This is a genomic window from Ochrobactrum sp. AN78 (genome assembly GCF_029909885.1).
Lineage (GTDB): Bacteria > Pseudomonadota > Alphaproteobacteria > Rhizobiales > Rhizobiaceae > Brucella > Brucella quorumnocens.
Genome location: NZ_JASAMU010000007.1, coordinates 52330 through 73848, shown reverse-complemented (window position 1 = coordinate 73848; position 21519 = coordinate 52330). Strand labels below are relative to the sequence as shown.

Here is a 21519-nt window from a genome sequence, read left to right as displayed (position 1 = left end):
CGCTGGTGGGCCAGCGCTTTCGTCAGTTTTGGTGAGATACGAGCTCTACCGGCCTCCATCTCTTAAAGCTTCAGTCAGCCGTGATTATTTGCGCAATTCAGCTTCGATGTCGTCGAATGCTTTATCTTTGCCGATGCCGGTCAGGAAGGGTAGGCCCTTGATGACCGGCTTGGTAACTGAAGCCGAAATAGGCGTTGTGGAGACGATGAAATCCACATTGTCGGCAAGAGAAGGAACTTCCGTTGCTTTTGCCTGTTGAGCATTGAAGGTCAGCCCACGCTTTTTCATTTCTTCGGTAACGGCTGCATTCACTGCCGTAGATGTCGCAACACCTGTGCCGCAAGCGAAGAGAATTGTTTTCATTTTAGCCATGGTTTCCTCCAATTGGTGTTCGTGCATTCAATGAAATGCGCAAATATCGTATTTTTCTTGTCTCGAATTCAGTTGTAAAGACCTGCGCCCGTAGGATGGTTAGTCGTTATTGCAGTGCGGCCTCAACGTCTTGAATCGTGCGCGCTGCTTTCAACCTGTCGAGCGCATCAGCATCCTGAATGGTTGCCATGATCTGCTGCAAAGTCTCAATCTGTTTGTCCTTGTCATTGATGGCAAGCAAAAACACATATCCAACTGGGACAGCTTCTTCCGGATCTTCCATATTGGCAAACTGGATAGGCGATTTCAGCGTCGCGAATGCAATACCAGCATTGATTACATGCTCAGGATCGGTGTGAGGCACTGCAACGTTATCGTCCCGCTCAAGCGGCAATCCTGTCGGCATTATCAATTCGCGGCTGACGACAGCGTCGGCATAGCTTGGCTTGACATAACCCAGCTTCTCCAGCTTGCCAGCCAATATCCGGATAATCTCTTCGTTGGTTTTCGCTTCGCTCTGAAGCTCAATCGCTTGTGGGTCGAGATAATCAATCAGACCAGCAGCCATTCCATTCTCCGTTTGAAAAAGACCGCACGCCGAGATCGACGTGCGGCTTAGATTATATTGCAAAGGTGATTTCCACTGTTAGGTGGTTATCTCGTCCGCAGGTTCATCCTCTGCACCGGCCGCGCGTTCCCACGCCAATGTATTGCGGCGATAGAGCATGAAAAGTGCAGCAATAACAACGGCTATCACAGCGATACCAATAGCACCAAGCCACTGGATAGCTGAGATAATGATGTAAGGCACCCACAGGAATCCATCCACCACTGAAGTAATCTGCAGAGCGTTTTCAGGCAGCTTGAAGCCCGATGCAACTGCGGCACTGGTGAACAGTGGTGCAAGTGCATTGGCAACATAGAAGCCGATAGCCAAAGTGATCGTGCCCACCACGACCATGCGGAACACGTTTCCTTTCAGAAGCGGTGCAGTCATGGCAACGATGAACGGAATCACAGCGAGATCGGCAAACAGGATCACGCGGTTACCCGGCAAGATCACCGACAGAATAATCGCAATCGGCACCAAGATCAGCGACGACGAGATTGCCGCCGGATGGCCGATGAGGATCGCAGAATCGAGACCGACAAGAAGTTCACGGTCGCCAGTACGTTTACGCACGAATTCCTGCGCCGCATCAGATACTGGCAACAGGCCTTCCATGAGGATTTTTACCATGCGTGGCAGAAGCAGCATAACAGCTGCAAGCGTCATACCTGTGCCGAGAACCTTGGCGAGGATTGTGCCGAAATCGCCAGCATTGTAAAAAGCGATAAGACCAAGCACCAGACCGATAATCAGACCAAGAACAACAGGTTCGCCAAACACACCGAAGCGACGTTCAATGGTTTCGGTGCTGATATTGATTTTGTTGATGCCAGGGATGCGATCCATGATCCAGTTGAGCACGATGGCAATTGGCAGAATTTGTGCCGAAGCCAGATGCGGTACGGAAACCCCGGGTATGCCGTAGAATTGCTGAACAGCGCGCGCCGACCAGTCCGCAAACAACAAGGACAGTGCCGCAACCATTGCTGCAACGATGATGCCGTAAGCAAGGTTATCGGTTGCCGCGACAACTAGCGAGCCTACGAAAGCAAAATGCCAGAAGTTCCAAACGTCCACATTCAGTGTGCGCGTCCAGCGCAGCAGCAGAAGAACGATGTTGACCAGTATGCCGACCGGGATAACCCAGAGACCCACGGATGAACCAAAGGCAATTGCCGCAGCGGATGGCCAGCCAACATCAACGATGTCGCGCTTAATGCCGGTGTTGGTCACAATGGCTTGAGCCACTTCACCGATAGAGGTGAACATAAGGCCGAGTACCAGATTAATACCGATGAAAGCGACGCCAATGGTTATGGCGGCGCGAAAGGCTTTGCCAACTTTTGCCCCGAGTATCACTGCAATAATGAAAATTACGACAGGCAGCAGGACTGTTGCCCCAAGCGTATCGACTGCCGTTTTTAGTCCGCTCAGAAATGCGTCCATTCTAATCTCCTCCCCCCGGACACTTCCAAAGTGCGCCGAGCTCACAGAACGCCATTATTAGCTCGCACGTATCGACTGTTCAAAATGAGAATTGAGCGAAACGGCAGAACATTTGTATTCTATAGCAAACTAAAGTTGAATAACAAGACGGCATTTCGAGGAGGGTTGACGTCGCATAGAATGAACACTGGTATTGACTTAGAAACAAATGTTCATTAATCGATAGGTTATCAGAGGAGACTGCGAAAGTTTCGCAAGGACGTTCAGGAGGAAACGATGGCAACCAACGTGGCGTTGACAGGTTTGGCACGTGATATGCAGGCCCGGGCGGATAGTGGGCGACCAATTCGCATCGGACTGATTGGCTCAGGTGAAATGGGCACCGATATCGTCACACGCGTTGCGCATATGCCGGGTATCGAAGTCGGTGCTATCTCCGAACTGCGCGTTCCAAACGCCCTTAAAGCTGTCGATATCGCCTTTCAGGAAGAAGGTCATGGTCGTGAGGTTTCCACGGCTTCTGATCTCACCGCTGCGATGGAAGCGCATAAGGTTGCCGTAACCGATAATGCTAATCTGATTCTTGAGAACGATCTTATCGATGTTGTGATCGACGCGACGGGCGTTCCGGCTGTCGGTGCTGAGATCGGTCTTCGTGCAATGGAACATGGCAAGCATCTTGTCATGATGAATGTGGAAGCTGACGTCACCATCGGCGCTTATCTGAAAGCCGAAGCGGAACGTCTTGGCGTGACCTATTCGCTGGGCGCAGGTGATGAACCGTCATCCTGTATGGAACTGATCGAGTTTGTGACCGCAATGGGCCACCCGATTGTGGCTGCTGGCAAGGGTAAGAATAACCCGCTCAACATCGACGCTATTCCAGACGAGTATCTGGAAGAAGCAACGCGCCGTAATATGAACGTGCGCATGTTGGTTGAATTCGTGGATGGTTCAAAGACCATGGTCGAAATGGCTGCCATCGCCAATGCTACCGGACTGGTCCCCGATAAAGCCGGCATGCATGGCCCTGCAGCAACGCTTGATCAGCTCAATAAGACCCTGATCCCTGAGAAAGACGGCGGCGTGCTGTCGAAGGTCGGTGTCGTTGATTATTCGATTGGCAAGGGCGTTGCTCCCGGCGTCTTCGTCGTCGCTGACATGTCCCATCCGCGCATTTCCGAACGCATGGAAGATTTGAAGATGGGTAAGGGGCCATACTTCACATTCCATCGTCCATACCACCTGACTTCTCTAGAAGTGCCACTCACCTGTGCGCGCGTCGTGCTTTACGGAAAGCCGGACATGGTTCCACTTTCAACGCCTGTCGCTGAAGTGGCTGCCGTTGCCAAGAAGGACATGCAGCCCGGCGAAAAGCTCGATGCCATTGGCGAATATTGCTACCGCGCCTGGATAATGACCACCGGCGAGGCACTTAGTGCCCACGCCATTCCTTGCGGCCTTCTGCAGGGTGGCAGTGTAACCAAGCCGATCAAGAAGGGTGAACTCATCACTTACGATAATGCTGCAGTCGCCCCCGGTTCCAAGATTGCTGAACTGCGCGCGCGTCAAGACAAGCTCGTTTACGGAGCGTGAGGACAAAAAACCATGGTTCAAGCCAAAAAAGTCGAACCGCAGGATACGGGTGACCGTCACAACTTGCCTTATGCTTTCCGTACTTACTCCCCGGATCAGCTTAAGGAAGCGCTGCATAAAATGTATCTCATCCGCCGCTTTGAAGAGGGTGCGGAAGAAAGCTACACACGCGGTCTTATTCACGGAACGATGCATCTGTCCATCGGGCAGGAAGCTAGTGCAATGGGCTCGTGCCTGCCGCTGAATGATGACGACATGATCACCTCGACTCATCGTGGTCATGGTCATTGCATCGCCAAGGGGGCAGACGTGAAGCGCATGTTTGCCGAGTTTTTCGGCAAGGAAACCGGCTATTGCAAAGGCCGGGGCGGCTCGATGCACATTGCTGACGTGTCCAAGGGTAATCTTGGTGCAAATGGCATTGTCGGCGGTGGTATTCCGATTGCTGTCGGTGCAGCACTCTCTGCCAAGAAGCAGAAAAATGGCAAGGTTGTCGTGTCGTTTTTTGGTGACGGTGCGAATAATGAGGGCGCGTTTCATGAAGCACTCAATATGGCCTCCGTCTGGAAGCTCCCGGTCGTTTTCATCTGCGAAAACAATGGCTACGGCATGTCGACGTCGACGAAGCGGTCGACTGCGGTTGCAAACGTGGCTGACCGTGCCTCGGCCTATAATATGCCGGGCGTAATTGTCGACGGAAACAACCTGTCGGAAGTGGCAGAGGCCGTCAATAACGCCACAGAACGCGCACGGCGCGGTGATGGGCCAACGCTGATTGAAAATAAGACTTACCGCATCAGGGGGCATTCCAAGAGCGACCGCAACCGCTATCGCACCAAGGAAGAAATCGAACATTGGCAGAATGATCGCGATCCGATTGCGCATTTTGAGGCTGATATGAAGGCTTATGGCTTCATCAATGATGCCGAGATCGAGGCAATACGTGCTGAGGTCGAGAAGGAAATAGCTGACGCGATTGAATTCGCCAAGAACAGCCCTGCGCCTGATTTGACCAACCTGACCCGCGACGTTTACACGGACGATATTTGAAGATGGACACGACAATCCGTGAGTTGAGCTATTCGCAAGCCATCCAGGAAGCTATGGCAATTGCCATGGAGCGCGACGAACGCGTGTTTCTTATGGGTGAAGACATCGGCGTCTATGGCGGCGCATTTCAGGTGACCGGTGATTTGGTCCATCGCTTTGGCGAAGACCGCGTTATGGATACACCGATTTCCGAACTCGGCGGGGCCGGCGTTGCCGTTGGTGCGGCACTTACCGGCATGCGTCCGATCTTTGAATTCCAGTTCTCTGACTTTGCCGCTTTGGCGATGGAGCAGATAGTCAATCAGGCCGCAAAAATCCGCTATATGCTTGGTGGCGCGGTCTCGGTTCCGCTGGTCATGCGTTTTCCAGCGGGTTCGGGAACGGGCGCTGCAGCGCAGCACAGCCAGAGCCTTGAAGCATGGCTGGGCCATGTTCCCGGCCTCAAGGTTCTGCAGCCGTCAACGCCCTATGATGCAAAAGGCATGTTACTTGCAGCCGTTGAAGATCCTGATCCAGTCATGATTTTCGAGCACAAGCTCCTTTATAAGACCAAGGGTCCCGTACCTGAAGGATTCTACACTGTGCCGATCGGCAAGGCCGATGTGGTGCGCGAAGGCCGCGATCTTACCATCGTCGCCACCGCAATCATGGTTCATAAGGCGCTTGATGCTGCCGCAGAACTCGCCAAAGAAGGCATTGATGTTGAAGTGATTGATCTGCGCACCGTGCGTCCGATTGATCGTGAAACCATCATTAAAAGCGTGAAGAAGACTTCCAAGCTTCTATGCGTTTATGAAGCGGTCAAGACACTTGGTATTGGTGCTGAAATTTCCGCGATCATCGCAGAAAGCGATGCTTTTGATTATCTTGATGCACCGATTGTGCGTCTTGGCGGGGCGGAAACTCCAATTCCGTATAATCCCGACCTTGAACGCGCAACCGTTCCACAGGTGCCTGATATCCTGAAAAGCGCGCGTGATCTGGCTAAGGGAGTACGCTGACCATGGCTGTCGAAGTCATTCTCCCCAAGGTCGATATGGATATGGAGACGGGGCAGATTTCGCGCTGGTACGCCAAAGATGGCGATACTGTCACGAAGGGCCAGCTTCTCTTTGAAATTGAGACTGACAAGGCTGCGATGGAAGTCGATGCTCCGGCATCAGGAACTATTGCGGATATCAGTGCCGTGGAAGGCGCTGTTGTGCCAGTTGGCCAGACTGTCGCCTGGATTTATGATGAAGGCGAAGAGCGAGTTGGGACTTCAGCACCTGTTGTCGAAGAGAAGCCTGTTCCAGCTTCCGTCAACACCGTCATTGAACCAGCCGTCCAACAACAAGTTGAGCCTAAGTCCTCCCAAAACGATGCAGTTGACTCGGCTGATGGTGTACGGGCAACGCCGCTTGCACGTCGCCTTGCGCGTGAAGCGGGCGTTGATCTTGCAAGTGTCTTGGGTTCTGGACCCAAAGGTCGTGTCCAGAAAAAGGACGTTGAAAGCAATGTCGCCGTCACAAAGCCGTTGGCTGCAAAGACTAAATCGTCTGTACGCACAAACACAGATGGTGCTGCCATTGGTCAGTTAAGCGCAGTCTGGTTGCGTGAGGGTGAGGCCAATCGTTTGCCGATTGTTTTGATCCACGGCTTTGCGGCTGACCTCAACTCATGGCGTGGATTGTTTGCCGGGGCATCGCTCGGTCATCCGATATTGGCACTTGATCTTCCGGGACACGGCAATTCACCACGTGTCGTTCCTGAAAGCATAGATGACATTGCCGCTGCCGTCGAAACGACGCTTGCGGCCTTCGGTGTGACGTCATGTCTATTGGTAGGTCACTCGCTTGGCGGAGCAGTTGCCACAGTCACCGCTGCGCGTGGTGTTGTTGATGTGCGTTCTCTACTGCTGATTTCTTCAGGTGGTTTGGGGCCGCAGGTCAATGGTGCTTTCATAACGGGTCTTATCGGCGCGAAAAGCGAAGCAAGCATCGTTCCCTGGTTGAAGCTGCTCGTTGCCGATGAGAGTCATCTGACGAAGCCATTCATTAATGCAACGGTTGCGCAAGCTTCCGACGCAGAATTGCGCACCACGCAAGGCGCGATTGGCGACAGGTTCTTCGCGGATGGCACGCAGACTTTTGAGGTTCGTTCAAGCATTACGTCGCTGGCTATACCGGTGCGGCTCATCTTCGGGGCAGAGGATCGGGTTATTCCCGTTGCCCATGCACACGGCTTGCCAGGAAAAGTGGGCATCCACATTTTTGCAGGATGTGGACATATGCCACAAATTGAAGAGCGTGGTGCTGTGCTGCAAATCCTTAAAGAGTGCGCAATGGCTACCAATTGATGCTTAGTTGCGGTGATTGAAAAAGAAAGCACATCGTTTTGTGACGATGTGCTTTTTTGTTTTTAGTCTGATTGCGCTCTGTCTTTAAGCATCTGTGCAGCGCTTTCTTCATCGGTGATGAGAACTGTTGGCCTCAGAAGTTCGATTGCGCCAAGCAGGGCAGCGATCTTCTCTTTCCCGCCCGATGTGAGAATGCGTTGCGGTGATTTTTGAAGGCTTTCGATTTTGGCCGACATTACCCTGTCATGCACGGGATCATCCACGATCTTGCCACTCTTGTCATAAAAGTGGAAAAGCACGTCGCCAACAGCGCCATTTTCAATAAGCGAGAGCTTCTGCTGTTCGTCAATCAAACCGACACGATAAGATGTGCTGCTTGCGGTTTGAATGTCACCAACGCTAAGCAGAACCATGTCGAGCTCTTCAGCCATGTCGAGCACGGTATTGAGCCCACAACGCTCGATAAGGGCTATCCGCGTTTCCTTGCTATCAACCAATGCAGGCGCGGGGATCAAATATCCTTCACCCTGAAAAATCTGCGCGAACTGCCAGGCAAATTCCGGCGGGTTAGAACGGCGCGGTTGAACGATGCCACCGAGCAGAGAAATGACCTTCAGATCATTCAGCGGTCGCGCACCGATATGCTGAAGGGTGCTGGACAGGGTTCGGCCCCATCCCACTCCGATTGTCATACCATGCTGAACTTTTTCCGAAAGATAAGCGCCTGTCGCAGCACTGATTGGTGGAATAGGATCGATATCTGGTGATGAGAGCGGCGCTACAATAGCGCGCTCCAGACCGAAGGTCTTTTCCAGCTCCACTTCGAGTGCGGTCAAGCTTGCCAGCTTGCCTTCGATGGTAATCTTTACTTCATTGCGCGCACGAGCATCAGCAAGAAGGCGAACGATGGTCACGCGACCGACACCGAGCGCTTCTGCAATGTCGTTTTGGGTCATTTGTTCGACGTAATACATCCACGCCGCACGCGTTCTCAACCGGCTCGTGCGGTTTTCTGCGGCAACGCCTTCCGATCCAATGATGAGGTCAGCTGTCTCCAGATTCTTTTGAGTCTTCTTGCCGGCTTTTTTCAAAATAATCCCTCAAATTATTGGCGCATTACTGCATTATAGAAGTGATACTCTTAAAGCGAACCTATTGCTTTTCCATGTGAAGGCAAACAATAATTCATGCGCTCTGTCCATGCTATACTGATGGCGCTGCGGTTAAGGAAAATGAATATGTTACGCATTCTTTCGGAAGAAATTGCAGTCAATCTGAAGGACCGTCTGCGCGAGGTTCGATATATGATTCGTCGCAATCGTCATGAAAGTTTGCAAGGCGAACAGGCAGCTCCCCGGCCGGGTGAAATCGTGTCGCCGGAACTGCTTCTGGGTCATGCAGCAAGCATGATGGATAAGGCGCTGACGACGGCTGAAACAATCTCCATTTCGTTGATTTCGTCTAATCCGACTGTCCATAACAGGGCGCCCCATATCAAAAGTCTGGCAGTGTATTTTGGTAGTGGATCGGAAGGCGTGCGCTCTTTCCGCAAGGATATGTACTATCTCACGAAGGAGGTACTTCGTCGCAATCAGCTGCAGAATGTGCTGATCCAGGAGGCTGTGTTCGTCACGGTCCATGCAAAAGTGATGCGCAAGCATGGGGCTTTATTGAAGAGCGCATTTGCCGCCGAAGCGGGTGACAAAAAAATCAATGAAACTGCCAAGGCCGTCACGGCAATTTTCCTCCAGTTTCTTGCGGAAAAGCCGGTTCGCTTTATCTCACTCGATGGCCATTGCGACCCCCAAGCCTTGCGTAGATTTGAAACGATGTGTTTCGCTGCTGTCGGCTTGGCATGTGGTTTGGTGACGGCCAAAGCCGCCGATCTGGAGGGAATTGATCCGCTGGAAAGTGCCATTTTGGCTTTGGATGCGCGGGATGAGCGTCTGATGCAGGCTACCGAAGACCGCGATCAGGCGCAGCTTGAAAATCTTTTCAAGACCTTGATTGCGCACCTGCCATAAAGCAAAGCCCGGATACTAAGATCCGGGCTAGCTATGCAACCTAAGCGATATCCTAGTTTGCCAACATATCCGTAATAGCCTTTTTTGCGCGCGGAATTGAAGCCGGGCTCATACTGAGTTCTGTCAGTCCCATGCGCAGAAACTCGCCAATGAGTTCGGGCCTGCCTGCTGCTTCGCCGCACATGCCGACCATGATGCCAGCTTCGGTGCCCGCCTTTGCGGTCATCTCAATTGCGGCCATGACAGCCGGGTGGCTTACATCGTTTAGCTTGGCGACAGTAGGGTTTAGCCGATCAGCGGCCATCACATACTGTGTGAGATCATTGGTGCCGATGGAGAAGAAGGCGGCTTCCTTTGCGAGCTCTCTGGCAGCGAACACAGCTGCAGGCGTCTCGATCATCACACCCAGATCGAACTCCGCATAGGCTTTGCCTTCGCTTTTAAGTTCGCTGATGCATTCTGAAATCAGTCGCCTGGTTGCACGGATCTCTTCGACATCCGAGATCATCGGCAGCATCACCTTGAGATTGCCGTTGACGGCTGAGCGCAACAAGGCGCGCAGCTGCGGTTTGAACACGTCCAAACGATCCAGACACATGCGAATGCCGCGCCAGCCAAGGAAAGGATTTTCCTCTTCAGGAAACTCGATACCTGCAATGGGTTTATCGCCACCGATATCAAGAGTGCGGACAATAACCGAATACGGTGCAAATGCTTTGAGAAGCGCTGAATAGGTTTCAGTCTGCATGTCTTCAGACGGCAAGTGAATATGCTTCATGAAAAGCAGCTCGGTGCGGAAAAGTCCAACACCCATGGCACCGGCTTCAAGGGCGACGTCGATTTCTTCAAGCGCGCCCATATTGGCTGCGACTTCGATGATGGTCCCGTCTGCGCGTCGAGGGATTATCGAGCGATAAGCATCAAGCGCCTGCTTTTCCTGCAATGTTGCGGCAATACGTGCTTCGATGTCGTTGCGAGTGGCTGCATCCGGGTCCGAATGGACGATGCCGCTACTGCCATCAACAGCAACGATTTTAGAATTTTTGAGCTGCAGAACGGCGCTTCCGAGGCCCAAAACGGCGGGTATGCCATGCGTGCGGGCGATGATTGCAACATGCGACGTTGCACCGCCATGTCCGCAAACAACTCCTTTGATTTTTTTGAGCGGAGCGCGCGCCAAATCCCACGCACCAATGTCTTCGGCGATAAGTACGGACCCTGCCGGTAAGCTTTCCAGATTGATGTCTTCTTTGCCGAGAAGGGCGAGGCAAATTTGACGGCTGACGGCATGCACATCATCCGCGCGTGCATTGAGATAAGGATCGTCAAGTGCCGCAAATTGTCCGGCAACTGTGGATGCCGCTCCTAGCATTGCCGAAATTGCATCCATGCCCCCGCGAATGAGCGAGATAGCTTCTTCAGTCAGGCTGTCATCAGCCGCAATATCTTTCAATGCTGCAATGATGCCGCGATCTGTATCCGCGAGGTTTCCTGTGGTGAGCGATTCATCCATGCGTTGTTGCACAGTTGCGATTGCCGATTTGAAATGGGCAACTTCGTTTTCAATTTCAGAAGTTGCGAGCTTTCGACCGAGCGGCTTGATTTCTTCCGGGAAGAACGCAAACGCAGTGCCTAAAGAAACGCCTTCACTTGCACCGACACCCTTTATTTGGCCATTGGGTAACTTTGCGATTGTTGCTGGTAGAACAGTAGGCGCCGACTTCGGTTGAATGTCTGGTGCTGCAGCGCTGTTTTCTTCAAGGCCAGCTTGAGGGTTTTCCAGATAGCCTATCAGTGCTTCGATTGCTTCAATGGCATCAGCTCCATCGGCGCGTACTGTGACTTCATCAAGCTCTTTGACACCAAGAAGCATCAGCTTGACGGAGCTTTTGGCACTGACGCTTTTTCCTGCCTTGGCGATTTCGATGTCGCTTTCAAAACCCTTGGCCAGTTTAACGAAGCGGGTTGCTGGGCGTGCATGCAGCCCTTCGTGCACCCGGACGATAGTCGAGCGTTCCATTTATATAAGCCTCAAAGCGACACCTGAAACATTCCAGCAGCTTGTTTGCCGGAAGCTATTCCAATTATCTGTTTTAACACGCAATTTTGACGATATATTTGGCGAGGTCTTAGCCGCCAATAATGATAATCTGGCCTTCTTTCAGGACAGAAACAAGCTCTTCGCCGGCAATTTCGCTGGCGCAAATTTCACCCGGACGATCTGTGGACTGGGCGCCGGTAAACGAAATAACAACATGGCCAATTTCGCGTACTTTCTGCCATGCGCTGTCGCCGACGGCAGTAATTTCTGCGTTGAGCGAGCCTATGGTGATACGGGTTCCGACGGCAGGCGCGGAGGCTTCAGGCCCTTCTTCCACGACATGCATTACGGACACTTCTGCAAGTTCGGGTGGGGAGCCATCGGCGAAGAGAATGAGAACGCCGCCTTCGGCGAGATCCGCAACTTCCGGGCCGATCGCGGTGATCCGCGTTTTCAGATGTATCGACATAGAGGCGGTCCTTTCTTGATATTGTCGTTCGATGCCTTGGAAAATTGATCGGGAAACATCGCTATTGCACGAATTAGGGAAAGCCTGCCGCTGTTTTTGCCGCGGCAGGTTGAGAGTTTTAAAGCACTGCGAGACTGACTACCCAGGCGATCAGGACAGAAAGCGGACCCATGATCTGACGGCTGATGAGAACAGCGGGAACACCAATTTCGATTGTCTTGGGTTTCGCTTCACCGAGTGCCAGACCAACCGGTACAAAGTCGCAACCGACCTGCGTGTTGTAGGCAAAAAGCGCGGGCAGAGCCATGGCCGGGGCAATGGTGCCGTTTGCGATCTGCGGTCCAATAATTGCCACACCGACAACCTGTGCGATGACCGCACCAGGCCCCAAAATCGGCGACAGGAATGGCAAGCCACATATTGCAGAGAGCACCAGCAAACCGACAATGTTATTGGCAAGTGGTCCGAGTGGCTGTGCGAGAATGTCACCAATACCGGTATAAAGGATGAGGCCAATCAGCATCGTTACGAATGCCATGAACGGCAAGACGTTACGAATGACCTGATCGATTGTGCGGCGTCCGGCCTGGAAGAAAATACCAACCACACGGCCCATCACACGGCCAATGCTGCTGATAAATCCTACAAGTCCACCTTCGCTCGGCTGTTCCACCGGTTGATGCGCTTCTTCTTCAATAGATGCTGCAGCAGGGGCTGCGGCGGCTGAACCGTCAGCAAGAATAATATTCTCCGGCTTCACGCCAGAAACGTAGATGTCTTCAGTGATAAATTGCGCCAGTGGCCCGGACTGCCCGACCGGCGTGATGTTCACGGTCGGAATGCGCTTGCGCGGATAGACACCGCAACGGGCCGTTCCGCCGCAATCGACAACTACGACAGCCATTTCGCTTTCAATCGGAGGTGAGCGAAAACCGTCAACGGCTTCTGCACCAGTGAGTTCAGCGATCTGGCGCGCAAGGGGGTGAATGCCGCCGCCCGTGACAGATACAACTTTGCTGCGCTGCTCAGTCGGTTGAATGATAAGCGGGCCGCCCCAACCGTTGGAGCCGCGGGAAATCTTAACTGCTTTATAGGTCTTTACCATGTCGTCCTCCCCAATTCCCGCTTAAAGCTCAATGCCCTGACGCCGCGCCATAATGGCGGTGATGCGTTCGGTAAGCATGCCTTTGAGAAGGATCACGACGAGACCCACGATTGCGTACCAGATTGCCACGTTGATGTGGTAGCCGGTTGGTACAGCGCCTTTCTTCTCCAGTTCGAGAAGCGCGACGAGCACGCCACCCCAGACGAAATATTCGCCCGGATTAATATGCGGAAACAGACCCAGTGGTGGATGCACATAGGAAACCGCAGCATCATAGAAGGCGGGCTTGTATTTTTCATCCAGGAAAGACCCGAATGTATAAGCCATCGGGTTTGTCAGGAAGAAGACAGAGAGAACGGGCAGAACCGTATAACGGGTGAGGGCGATACGCCCCGCGCTACGCGCAATACCATGAACGCGCTTTTCGCCGACCAGTTCTGTTACGGCATAAAAGGCAGTCATCAGCACGACAAGCGTCGGGATAATGCCGGTTACAAACCCTGCGAAGACTTCGCCGCCTTTTTGGAAGACACCGATGAAATGCTTGCCGATTGAGGCAAGCCAGCCAAGCTGCTCTTCCTGTTGGACGTTCTGAAGGCGCTCTTTAAACTGATCTACAGTAATTCCGCTACTGCCTGCATCTGCGGGTCCAGTCGTTGTTGCTTGTGCCAGTTGCAGAAGATCGTTTCCTGCTTGGTCAGCGACATGTTTGCCATGCAGCGCAGCGTCAGAAATCATGCTGCCAGCCATATGTATAGATTGCATTGTTACGTCGGCATGTTGTGCCAACATCGTCACTATCGACATTGTTCCTCCTCGGTTGCTTGTTTTAGGCAAGCAACTCCTATGCTCCCACTGCTTTTAAACCCTCGAGTTCGAGCCCGTCGGACTGACCTCTTATACGGCCGATCTGTTCCATCGCCTGTTTGGCGGCAGTCACCACTTCAGGCGTGCCTTCTACGATTGAGGGATTGTCCTGCAATTCGCTGAGGCGCATTCCCTCAAAGCCTTCGCGACGGATAAACTGGGCAAAAACCGTCCGACCGCTCATTTGCAGGAAACGTCGCACCACCAAATCGCGGTCTACAACGAGCAAAACAATGACGCCTCTGCCGAAGCGTCCGCGCACATGGCCTGCGCCAACAAAGCCGTCAGAATATTTCGATGTGATGCCTTTCATCACATCGGAATAGTGGCGCATCTGGAACCAGACGCCCAAAGACTGAAAGCCCCAAAGCAAGGCGAGTGCCAGCAATGCCCATTGCCAGATAGCCATTTTTGTTCTCCTCCCACGAAGAACGAACCAGATATTTTCCAAGTTCGTCTTTCATCAATTAGAGAACATTTGTCTTCTAGAATGTCAATATGTATAATTTTGTCGATAAATAACGGCGAAAGACACCTGACTTTTGAATCGGTTTCGCATAATGTCATTTGCAAACGGGAGGCCGCTCGCAACATGGACTTGCTACTCAGAGAACAAATGGCATCGATGCCTGATTTGCGTCATCGGCTGCGTCAACTGCGTTGGTTCAGGGCCACATTTCGTAAGCATGCGAGCTTGCTGCATGAGCTTTATGGTGTCGAATATGAGATTGACGAAAAGAAGCTCACCGAAGCCTTTCTGAACTGGGTGGAACTCGTTGATCAAAACAAGCGCTTCGCCAAGGTGGATCGTAAGGATTTCATCGCCTTTGCTGCGGGTCTCGTGTTGCGAGAGTTGATCCGTTTGTCGCCCGCCAAGGTCGTTTCGCCACCCAAGCACGCTGCAGGAGATTCCGCTCGGCTTTACGAGATTGTTCGCTTCTGGCCGGAGGGATTTCTCTATACAAACTACTGTATCTGCGCGATTGCCGCTGTGCAGGAGCAAGAGTTTGGTACGGTGCCAGATATCGACCAATGTGCCGATGAGCTGCGAACGTGGTGGTCTTACAAGGAAAATGTCTCTGAAATGCCAGGTTATGCGATAGCATTTCTTGATAAATTTCTCGGTAGTGAACCAAACTGGGTTATGCCAGACTTGGCCTCGGCGCGCGCTGCCGTTAAACGTGCGCTTGGCGAAAACAGTCCTGTGACGAAGATTCAAAGCACGTAATCACCGACGATTTCTGATTGATTGCTTGTCCGTGTTAGCGCCACGGGTCGACCACTGGTGACTTCATTTCTGATCCAGTCCGTCAAATATTTCGCGCCGATAGTGTTATGGCTGTGCGCATGAAATACCCCAATAATCTCACTGAAGCATCCATTGTGTCACCTTTAGCAGGGGTTGTCTCTCCCAAAGTATGATGGCGTCTCTTAAAATTCTTACATTTTTCGATAGATGATCGACAAATGTAAGAATTTTTATTAACAATAGGGATGAGCGTAAGAGGAAGGCGCTCTCCGGCCAAGATCAATAAGCAGAAAAAGCCGAGAATCCGGGCTTTCGATGAGCTTTAAACAAAATGTGTTGACAGGCGACAACATACACTGACAAATGTCAGTGCGGGGTGGCATAGTTCAATTAGGCAGAATGTCTAGTGGATTTCCCGTTCATTTTGCGGGGTGGGAGCCTTGATACTGGGAGGAGATGACATGTCATCGTATGGCGTGGATAGGCAGACGGTTTTTCTGCTTTTGATCAATGGTGCAGTGCTGGCTGCTGGTGCGGCTTTTGCCGGCGCCAATTTCATGGACAGTTATAATCTGCAGTCTATGGCCGCTCAGGTGCCTGAACTTGGTCTGCTTGCGCTCGGCGTCATGCTCGCCATGATCTCTGGAAATGGTGGTATTGATCTTTCCGGTATTGCGCTTGCCAATCTCGCAGGAATTATAGCGTTTCTTGTTGCCCGCAGCATCATTCCGGTTGCTGATGCGCCGCTTCTGTTTTCATGGACATTTGCTGGATTAGCGCTCGCAGTTGGGCTGGTTGGCGGGTTGGTTAACGGGATCATGATCGCTTATGCGCGATTGACGCCGTTGATCGCAACGCTTGGCACGCAGTTGGTTTTTACTGGTATTGCCGTGTTTCTGACCAATGGTTCGGCAATCAGCCTTGGTTATATCGAGCCGCTGGATAATTTCGGCAATATGCCAATTCTCAGCATTCCGATGTGTTTTGCGCTGTTTCTCGCAATTGCTGCTTTCTTGGCTTTTCTTCTGAAGTACACACCCTTCGGTGTGAAGCTAATGCTGATGGGCAGCAACTCGAAAGCCGCGCGTTACGGCGGTATCAATGAAAAGCGTATGCTGCTTATCACCTATACGATTTGCGGTGTGCTTGCATCGGTCGCAGGGATCATCATCGCGGCGCGTAATTCTTCTGTGAAATGGGATTACGGCGGCTCTTATGTTTTGATTGCCATTCTTATCGCAGTACTCGGCGGCGTTAAGCCGGAAGGTGGATATGGCAAAGTGCTGTGCGTGCTTCTGGCAGCGACAGCGCTTCAGATTCTCTCAAGCCTGTTCAACTTCATGAACATTTCCAACTTCTTCCGCGATCTGGCATGGGGTGTGTTGCTTCTGGTGCTACTGGCATCAGCGCGCGTGCACCTTGGCTACTGGTTACGGCTGAGACGATGACCAATTCCCTGATGGCCCTGCGGGGAGGAAACTTGCAGGCCGTCAGGAATGAAACCCAACAATAAGCATCATTATAATTGGAGGAGAAGCATGCGTATAATTTCCAAACTGACTGCCTGCACAGTGCTCGCAGGCGTAGCGATGGGTGGCATTGCCGTCGCGCAGGACAAGCCAACCATTACAACAGTTGTAAAAGTTACCGGTGAAAACTGGTTCACCCGCATGAATGAAGGTGTCGATGCATTTGGCAAAGACAATCCTGACGTTAATGCAAGTCAGGTCGGACCTGCTAAGGCAGACGCCGCGCAGCAGGCTCGTATTCTCGAAGATCTCGTTGCTAAGAACGTGTCTGCGATCGCAGTTGTGCCAATGGACCCATCAGCGCTTGAAGGCGTCCTGCGTCGCGCGGCTCAGCGCGGTATCAAGGTTATCGCTCACGAAGGCGACAGCCTGACCAATGTCGATGTTGATATCGAAGCCTTCGATAACAAGGCATTCGGAACGCGCATCAATGAAGCACTTGCAAACTGCATGGGCAAATCCGGTAAGTGGACGTCTTTCGTAGGTTCGCTCGGCAGCCTGACGCACAATCAGTGGGTTGATGCTGGTGCGGCCAACGCAAAGCAGTATCCAGACATGGAACTGGTTGCCGAGAAGAATGAATCCTTCAATGATGCCAATAAAGCCTATGAAAAGGCAAAGGAAATCCTGCGAAAATATCCAGACATCAAGGGTTTTCAGGGTTCCTCCGCTATTGACGTGATCGGCATTGGCCGTGCCGTCGAAGAAGCTGGCCTTCAGGACAAGACCTGCGTTTATGGCCTTGGTCTGCCAAAGGATACTGGCCCATATCTCGAAAGCGGCGCTGTTGATCAGATATTCTTCTGGGACCCGAAAGACGCTGGCTATGTCATGAACAAGGTCGCAGATCTGGTTCTCAAGGGCGAGGAAATCAAGGATGGTATGGACCTTGGCGTTCCCGGCTATGAGAAGATGACCGTGATCAAGGGACCGGGCAAGGGCGTCATCATGCAGGGTCAGGCTTGGGTGGACGTAGACAAGTCCAACTACAAGAACTTCCCGTTCTAAGAAGGACTCCGCTCGTCTGATAATATTTCGGGGCTGCTTCGCACCACAGCAGCCCCGAAACTGCGGTATTGCACCCAACCAGTTTACGCGCCTTGAACCAATACACGGCGCAAAAGTGTCTGAGAGTTTCAGGAATTGTCCATGCACGCTACAGATTCAACACCTGCATCAACGCCGCCCTTTCTTGAAATTCGAAACGTCAAGAAATCCTTTGGTGGCGTCAAGGCGCTTAAAGAGGTCAGCCTTGTTATCGAAGCAGGCCAAATCTATCACCTGATGGGTGAGAACGGCTGTGGCAAAAGCACACTGATCAAAATCCTTTCCGGCGCACAGCCTGCCGATGAGGGGCAGATTTTCATCGACGGCGAACCAACAGGCGCCCGTGCTGGCGACATTGGCGCTATCGGTTCTTTGCGCGCAGGCATCGAAACGGTCTATCAAGACCTATCATTGCTTCCCAATCTATCTGTTGCCGAAAATGTAGCCTTTACCGAACAACTCGTTGAAGCATCGGGTAAACTTGCGCGCAGGCTCGATGTTTCTGCCCTGAATGAAACGGCGAGACGCGCTTTGGCCGAGGTTCATCTGCCAACCGATACTGCCTTCCTGAAACGTAGAACCGACACGTTGCCACTTGCCACGCGCCAGCTGATTGCGATTGCCCGCGCAGTTGCTTCCGAAGCGCGTCTCGTCATCATGGATGAGCCGACAACGTCGTTGACACGGCAGGAAGTCGTCAATCTTTTGCGCGTTGTCGAGGGACTGTTGAGCAAGGGCGTCGCCGTTCTTTTCGTGACCCACAAGCTCGACGAATGCAAGTCGCTCGGCGGACGCGCCATCATCATGCGTGATGGTTTGAAAGTTGCAGAGCTTGACGTTGCTACGCATACCAAGGCCGAGTTCAGTCATTGGATGACAGGTCGCGAGATTAGCGAAACCCGGTATCGCACCGAGCCAAAACTCGGCGAAGTGATGCTCGATGTTGACCAACTGAGTGATGGGCAGAACTTTGAATCTGTTTCGCTTTCCTTAAAAAAGGGCGAAATATTAGGCATAACCGGCTTGCTTGACTCGGGCCGTAATGAGCTGGCGCTCGCGCTTGCCGGTGTTGTGCCTGCAAAGTCTGGAAAAATCAGACTGAACAGCAAAGAAATTGCGCCGCAATCGGCGGCTGACGCAATCCGTTTTGGCATTGGCTATGTTCCAGAAGATCGTCTTACAGAAGGGCTTTTTCTGGAAAAGCCTATTCAAGACAACATAACCTTGCCAATTCTTGATCGGTTGCGCAATGCGCTGGGCATGATCAGTGGCAGAAGAGCCAAGAAAATTGCAGAGGACAGCGTAGCCGATCTGCAAATTGTTGCACCAGACGTATCGATTCCCGTTCAATCGCTGTCAGGTGGCAATCAACAGCGTGTTCTGATTGGACGTTGGCTGACGATCAACCCGCAACTGCTTATCCTGCACGGTCCGACAGTTGGGGTTGATGTTGGTTCCAAGGATACAATTTTCCGCATCATCCAGCGCCTGGCTGACGATGGAATGGGTGTCATCATTATCAGCGACGATCTGCCTGAACTCTTGCAGAACTGCGATCGCATTCTCGTTATGCGACAGGGCCGTATCGTTGCCGCACACAATGCCGATGGACTGACTGAAGACGCGATCTATGCATCCATGGCCAGCACTGCAAAGGAGATCGCGCAATGACCGACATCGTATCGGTAGAAAAGACCAGTGCGAAAGATCGTGGCGTTCTGCTTCGTCTTTGGGACCTGATGGGGGCGAGACCGGAACTGTTCACGCTTTTGCTGACAGTGATCACCTGCTTGGTGGTAATCGCAGCCAATCCCGATTTCCTGCAGATGAGCAATCTTGTCGATATCCTGCGTGCATCCGTCGTGCGTGGTTTGTTTGCCATGGGTGTGTTGGTCGTGTTGGCGTCAGGCGGTATTGATGTCTCGTTTACAGCTATTGCCGCTTTCGTCATGTACGCGCTGACAATGTTGGTGACGAACCTGTTCCCCGAAATGCCAATGGCAGTCATTCTTGTGCTGGCAGCGTTGGGTGGCGCGTGTTTTGGTGCGCTGAATGGCTTCCTCGTGCAGAAGCTACAAGCGCCGTCGCTTATCGTAACGATTGGCACGCAATATGTGATCCGAAGTTTCCTTCTGACCTTTGTTGGTACGGCACTTTTCATGAATATCCCGGCTGCAATGGATGCGTTCGGTAAGGCGTCTTTGTTCACGCATCACGCATCGAATGGTGTTGTGTCGGTTCTACCTGCTACCGTTCTGGTGCTCGTGGTTGCTGCTTTCGTAACGTGGTTCATCCTTGAGCGCACATTGATGGGACGTGCGATTTTCGCGGTTGGCGGCAATCCATCCATCGCAGAGCGTCTTGGTATCAACCTTTTCCGTGTCCGTGTCCGTATCTTTGTCTTTGCTTATGCAGGTTTGCTGGCTGGTATCGCAGGCGTCGTGCACGTTTCCAGCAATCGTCTTGCTAATCCTTTTGACCTTGCAGGGATGGAGCTGGAAATTATTGCCGCTGTTGTGCTCGGCGGAGCGCGTATCACCGGTGGTTCGGGTTCGGTGATTGGGACGCTGCTGGGTGTACTGTTGATAACACTCGTCAGCAATGTGCTAATCTTTGTGGGTATTCCAAGCACGCTGCAACTGGCAATCGTTGGGGCTTTCATCCTGCTCGCTGGCACGATCTTCGCTTTACGCGACAGGACTTGAAACAAGTCGGATAAACAGAACCATCAAACATTTAAACTGAATTACGTTGGGCGGTCTGTGTTTTTTCGCAGACCTCTCCCAACTGAAATCTGGGAGGATTTCATGTCTCACGATGTGTCCGTTATAGGGCTCTATATTCTGGACGTTCTCGGACGCCCAGTGGATGCGATTCCGGCGGGCGGCAATGTCGAGTTTATCGACGAAATCCGGCTGACAGTGGCCGGGACAGCTGGCGGAACCGTAGTCGATCTTGCCAAGCTTGGCCTCAACTGTCTTGCGGTCGGTGCAGTGGGTGACGACGAGAAAGCCGATTTTGTACTGGCAACTCTGCAACGCTTCGGCGTTGATGTCGCTGAGATGCAGCGCTTGAAGGGTATTCCAACATCCTCATCTATATTGAATATTCGCCGCAATGGAGATCGTCCGGCGCTGCATGCGCGTGGTGCATCCGATCACTTTGAGATTGCCGACACTGCACTGGATGCAGTTCTGGCGCCGCCAATTATCCATCTTGGTGGAACAGGTCTATTGGCAAAGCTGGATGGCGAGCCGAGTCGAAAGCTTCTTGCGGAAGCAAAAGCACGAGGTCGGACGACCACATTCGACCTTCTGGGTGCCAATGATGGCACGCTCGATCTTATCGCTCCTCTCTTTCCGCATATCGACTACTTCATGCCGTCGATTGAGGAAGCGAAGCAAATTTCTGGCGCAGAAAGCGTTGAAGATGCCGGCCAGTTCTTTATTGAACGGGGCGTCAAGCACTGCGTTTTCACTCTTGGTGGGGATGGTGTATGCTTCATGGATGAATCTGGGGCGGTTTTGCGCCAGCCAGCATTCCAGATCGAAGTTGTGGATACGACAGGTTGTGGCGATGCGTTCGATGCCGGCTTTATCACGGCTTTGCACCACAAAATGGATATAAAAACAGCGCTTAATTTTGCGCAGGCTTCCGCAGCACTGGTTGCGACAGGGCTAGGGTCCGATGCTGGTATCCGCTCATTTGAGGACACGCTTAACTTCATGAATACTGCGGCAATCAAGCAGTAATGAGAAACGCGGCGGAGCGTCTGA

General features: G+C 52.3%; 20 protein-coding genes. 11 read left to right on the top strand and 9 right to left on the bottom strand.

What is annotated here, in order from left to right; genetic code table 11:
- Positions 1-84: 84 nt before the first annotated feature.
- The 3 genes from QBD00_RS14520 to QBD00_RS14510 form a co-directional block, all read right to left on the bottom strand.
- Positions 85-372 (bottom strand): PTS sugar transporter subunit IIB, encoded by a 288-nt coding sequence (locus QBD00_RS14520; protein WP_024896488.1) that lies wholly within the window; start codon positions 370-372, stop codon positions 85-87.
- 106 nt (positions 373-478) lie between these two features.
- Entirely contained in the window at positions 479-940 is a 462-nt protein-coding gene (locus QBD00_RS14515; protein ID WP_318579843.1) for a PTS sugar transporter subunit IIA, read from the bottom strand.
- 78 nt (positions 941-1018) lie between these two features.
- On the bottom strand, positions 1019-2428 hold the full coding sequence (locus QBD00_RS14510) for a PTS galactitol transporter subunit IIC (protein ID WP_151091740.1): 1410 nt from the start codon (positions 2426-2428) through the stop codon (positions 1019-1021).
- 276 nt (positions 2429-2704) lie between these two features.
- On the opposite strand from QBD00_RS14510, the gene QBD00_RS14505 reads away from it, so the two are divergent.
- The 4 genes from QBD00_RS14505 to QBD00_RS14490 are packed head-to-tail and all read left to right on the top strand — an operon-like array spanning position 2705 to position 7412.
- A complete protein-coding gene (locus QBD00_RS14505; RefSeq protein WP_264231402.1) occupies positions 2705-4024 on the top strand; it encodes an NAD(P)H-dependent oxidoreductase in 1320 nt (439 codons plus the stop codon).
- 12 nt (positions 4025-4036) lie between these two features.
- Positions 4037-5074, top strand: a complete 1038-nt coding sequence (locus tag QBD00_RS14500; RefSeq protein ID WP_151091735.1) for a thiamine pyrophosphate-dependent dehydrogenase E1 component subunit alpha — start codon at positions 4037-4039, stop codon at positions 5072-5074.
- Between the two features lie 2 nt (positions 5075-5076).
- Complete coding sequence (locus QBD00_RS14495; protein WP_151091733.1) at positions 5077-6075, top strand: alpha-ketoacid dehydrogenase subunit beta; 999 nt, start codon at positions 5077-5079, stop codon at positions 6073-6075.
- A gap of 2 nt (positions 6076-6077) precedes the next feature.
- Complete coding sequence (locus QBD00_RS14490; protein WP_318579842.1) at positions 6078-7412, top strand: acetoin dehydrogenase dihydrolipoyllysine-residue acetyltransferase subunit; 1335 nt, start codon at positions 6078-6080, stop codon at positions 7410-7412.
- A 62-nt stretch (positions 7413-7474) separates the two neighbouring features.
- Here the strand turns inward: QBD00_RS14490 and QBD00_RS14485 are convergent, their stop codons facing one another.
- Positions 7475-8503 (bottom strand): sugar-binding transcriptional regulator, encoded by a 1029-nt coding sequence (locus QBD00_RS14485; protein WP_318579841.1) that lies wholly within the window; start codon positions 8501-8503, stop codon positions 7475-7477.
- A gap of 147 nt (positions 8504-8650) precedes the next feature.
- Between QBD00_RS14485 and QBD00_RS14480 the strand changes: the two genes are divergently transcribed.
- The gene (locus QBD00_RS14480) at positions 8651-9436 is read left to right on the top strand and encodes a hypothetical protein (protein WP_318579840.1); all 786 of its coding nucleotides are present in this window, start codon (positions 8651-8653) and stop codon (positions 9434-9436) included.
- Positions 9437-9488: 52 nt separating this feature from the next.
- On the opposite strand, the gene ptsP is transcribed toward QBD00_RS14480, so the two are convergent.
- The 5 genes from ptsP to QBD00_RS14455 all read right to left on the bottom strand — a co-directional run bounded on the left by ptsP (position 9489) and on the right by QBD00_RS14455 (position 14327).
- Positions 9489-11456 carry a phosphoenolpyruvate--protein phosphotransferase gene (gene ptsP / locus QBD00_RS14475; protein ID WP_318579839.1) on the bottom strand — a complete coding sequence of 656 codons (1968 nt, stop codon included), beginning with the start codon at positions 11454-11456 and terminating at the stop codon, positions 9489-9491.
- A 109-nt stretch (positions 11457-11565) separates the two neighbouring features.
- Positions 11566-11946: a PTS glucitol/sorbitol transporter subunit IIA gene (locus QBD00_RS14470; protein ID WP_191792648.1), complete on the bottom strand. Its 381-nt coding sequence runs from the start codon at positions 11944-11946 to the stop codon at positions 11566-11568.
- Between the two features lie 118 nt (positions 11947-12064).
- Positions 12065-13051: a PTS glucitol/sorbitol transporter subunit IIB gene (locus tag QBD00_RS14465; protein WP_151091721.1), complete on the bottom strand. Its 987-nt coding sequence runs from the start codon at positions 13049-13051 to the stop codon at positions 12065-12067.
- A 21-nt stretch (positions 13052-13072) separates the two neighbouring features.
- Positions 13073-13858: a PTS glucitol/sorbitol transporter subunit IIC gene (locus tag QBD00_RS14460; protein WP_151091719.1), complete on the bottom strand. Its 786-nt coding sequence runs from the start codon at positions 13856-13858 to the stop codon at positions 13073-13075.
- 37 nt (positions 13859-13895) lie between these two features.
- A complete protein-coding gene (locus QBD00_RS14455) occupies positions 13896-14327 on the bottom strand; it encodes a transcriptional regulator GutM (protein WP_264231396.1) in 432 nt (143 codons plus the stop codon).
- Positions 14328-14510: 183 nt separating this feature from the next.
- On the opposite strand from QBD00_RS14455, the gene QBD00_RS14450 reads away from it, so the two are divergent.
- The 6 genes from QBD00_RS14450 to QBD00_RS14425 all read left to right on the top strand — a co-directional run bounded on the left by QBD00_RS14450 (position 14511) and on the right by QBD00_RS14425 (position 21495).
- Entirely contained in the window at positions 14511-15146 is a 636-nt protein-coding gene (locus tag QBD00_RS14450) for a hypothetical protein (protein WP_264231395.1), read from the top strand.
- Positions 15147-15628: 482 nt separating this feature from the next.
- Positions 15629-16615, top strand: coding sequence for an ABC transporter permease (locus QBD00_RS14445; RefSeq protein ID WP_318579838.1), 987 nt, complete (start codon positions 15629-15631; stop codon positions 16613-16615).
- A gap of 90 nt (positions 16616-16705) precedes the next feature.
- Complete coding sequence (locus tag QBD00_RS14440) at positions 16706-17704, top strand: autoinducer 2 ABC transporter substrate-binding protein (RefSeq protein WP_151091711.1); 999 nt, start codon at positions 16706-16708, stop codon at positions 17702-17704.
- A 141-nt stretch (positions 17705-17845) separates the two neighbouring features.
- A complete protein-coding gene (locus tag QBD00_RS14435) occupies positions 17846-19414 on the top strand; it encodes a sugar ABC transporter ATP-binding protein (RefSeq protein WP_318579837.1) in 1569 nt (522 codons plus the stop codon).
- A complete protein-coding gene (locus QBD00_RS14430) occupies positions 19411-20448 on the top strand; it encodes an ABC transporter permease (RefSeq protein ID WP_318579836.1) in 1038 nt (345 codons plus the stop codon). Before QBD00_RS14435 ends, QBD00_RS14430 begins: the two co-directional genes overlap by 4 nt.
- A gap of 102 nt (positions 20449-20550) precedes the next feature.
- Positions 20551-21495, top strand: a complete 945-nt coding sequence (locus tag QBD00_RS14425) for a carbohydrate kinase family protein (protein ID WP_151091705.1) — start codon at positions 20551-20553, stop codon at positions 21493-21495.
- The last annotated feature ends 24 nt before the right edge of the window (positions 21496-21519 follow it).

Excerpts from the sequence above, each read along its gene's own strand:
- QBD00_RS14520 (WP_024896488.1), bottom strand. The coding sequence starts at position 372 with ATGGCTAAAATGAAAACAATTCTCTTCGCTTGCGGCACAGGTGTTGCG.
- QBD00_RS14515 (WP_318579843.1), bottom strand. The coding sequence starts at position 940 with ATGGCTGCTGGTCTGATTGATTATCTCGACCCACAAGCGATTGAGCTT.
- QBD00_RS14510 (WP_151091740.1), bottom strand. The coding sequence starts at position 2,428 with ATGGACGCATTTCTGAGCGGACTAAAAACGGCAGTCGATACGCTTGGG.
- QBD00_RS14505 (WP_264231402.1), top strand. The coding sequence starts at position 2,705 with ATGGCAACCAACGTGGCGTTGACAGGTTTGGCACGTGATATGCAGGCC.
- QBD00_RS14500 (WP_151091735.1), top strand. The coding sequence starts at position 4,037 with ATGGTTCAAGCCAAAAAAGTCGAACCGCAGGATACGGGTGACCGTCAC.
- QBD00_RS14495 (WP_151091733.1), top strand. The coding sequence starts at position 5,077 with ATGGACACGACAATCCGTGAGTTGAGCTATTCGCAAGCCATCCAGGAA.
- QBD00_RS14490 (WP_318579842.1), top strand. The coding sequence starts at position 6,078 with ATGGCTGTCGAAGTCATTCTCCCCAAGGTCGATATGGATATGGAGACG.
- QBD00_RS14480 (WP_318579840.1), top strand. The coding sequence starts at position 8,651 with ATGTTACGCATTCTTTCGGAAGAAATTGCAGTCAATCTGAAGGACCGT.
- ptsP (WP_318579839.1), bottom strand. The coding sequence starts at position 11,456 with ATGGAACGCTCGACTATCGTCCGGGTGCACGAAGGGCTGCATGCACGC.
- QBD00_RS14470 (WP_191792648.1), bottom strand. The coding sequence starts at position 11,946 with ATGTCGATACATCTGAAAACGCGGATCACCGCGATCGGCCCGGAAGTT.
- QBD00_RS14465 (WP_151091721.1), bottom strand. The coding sequence starts at position 13,051 with ATGGTAAAGACCTATAAAGCAGTTAAGATTTCCCGCGGCTCCAACGGT.
- QBD00_RS14460 (WP_151091719.1), bottom strand. The coding sequence starts at position 13,858 with ATGTCGATAGTGACGATGTTGGCACAACATGCCGACGTAACAATGCAA.
- QBD00_RS14455 (WP_264231396.1), bottom strand. The coding sequence starts at position 14,327 with ATGGCTATCTGGCAATGGGCATTGCTGGCACTCGCCTTGCTTTGGGGC.
- QBD00_RS14450 (WP_264231395.1), top strand. The coding sequence starts at position 14,511 with ATGGACTTGCTACTCAGAGAACAAATGGCATCGATGCCTGATTTGCGT.
- QBD00_RS14445 (WP_318579838.1), top strand. The coding sequence starts at position 15,629 with ATGTCATCGTATGGCGTGGATAGGCAGACGGTTTTTCTGCTTTTGATC.
- QBD00_RS14440 (WP_151091711.1), top strand. The coding sequence starts at position 16,706 with ATGCGTATAATTTCCAAACTGACTGCCTGCACAGTGCTCGCAGGCGTA.
- QBD00_RS14435 (WP_318579837.1), top strand. The coding sequence starts at position 17,846 with ATGCACGCTACAGATTCAACACCTGCATCAACGCCGCCCTTTCTTGAA.
- QBD00_RS14430 (WP_318579836.1), top strand. The coding sequence starts at position 19,411 with ATGACCGACATCGTATCGGTAGAAAAGACCAGTGCGAAAGATCGTGGC.
- QBD00_RS14425 (WP_151091705.1), top strand. The coding sequence starts at position 20,551 with ATGTCTCACGATGTGTCCGTTATAGGGCTCTATATTCTGGACGTTCTC.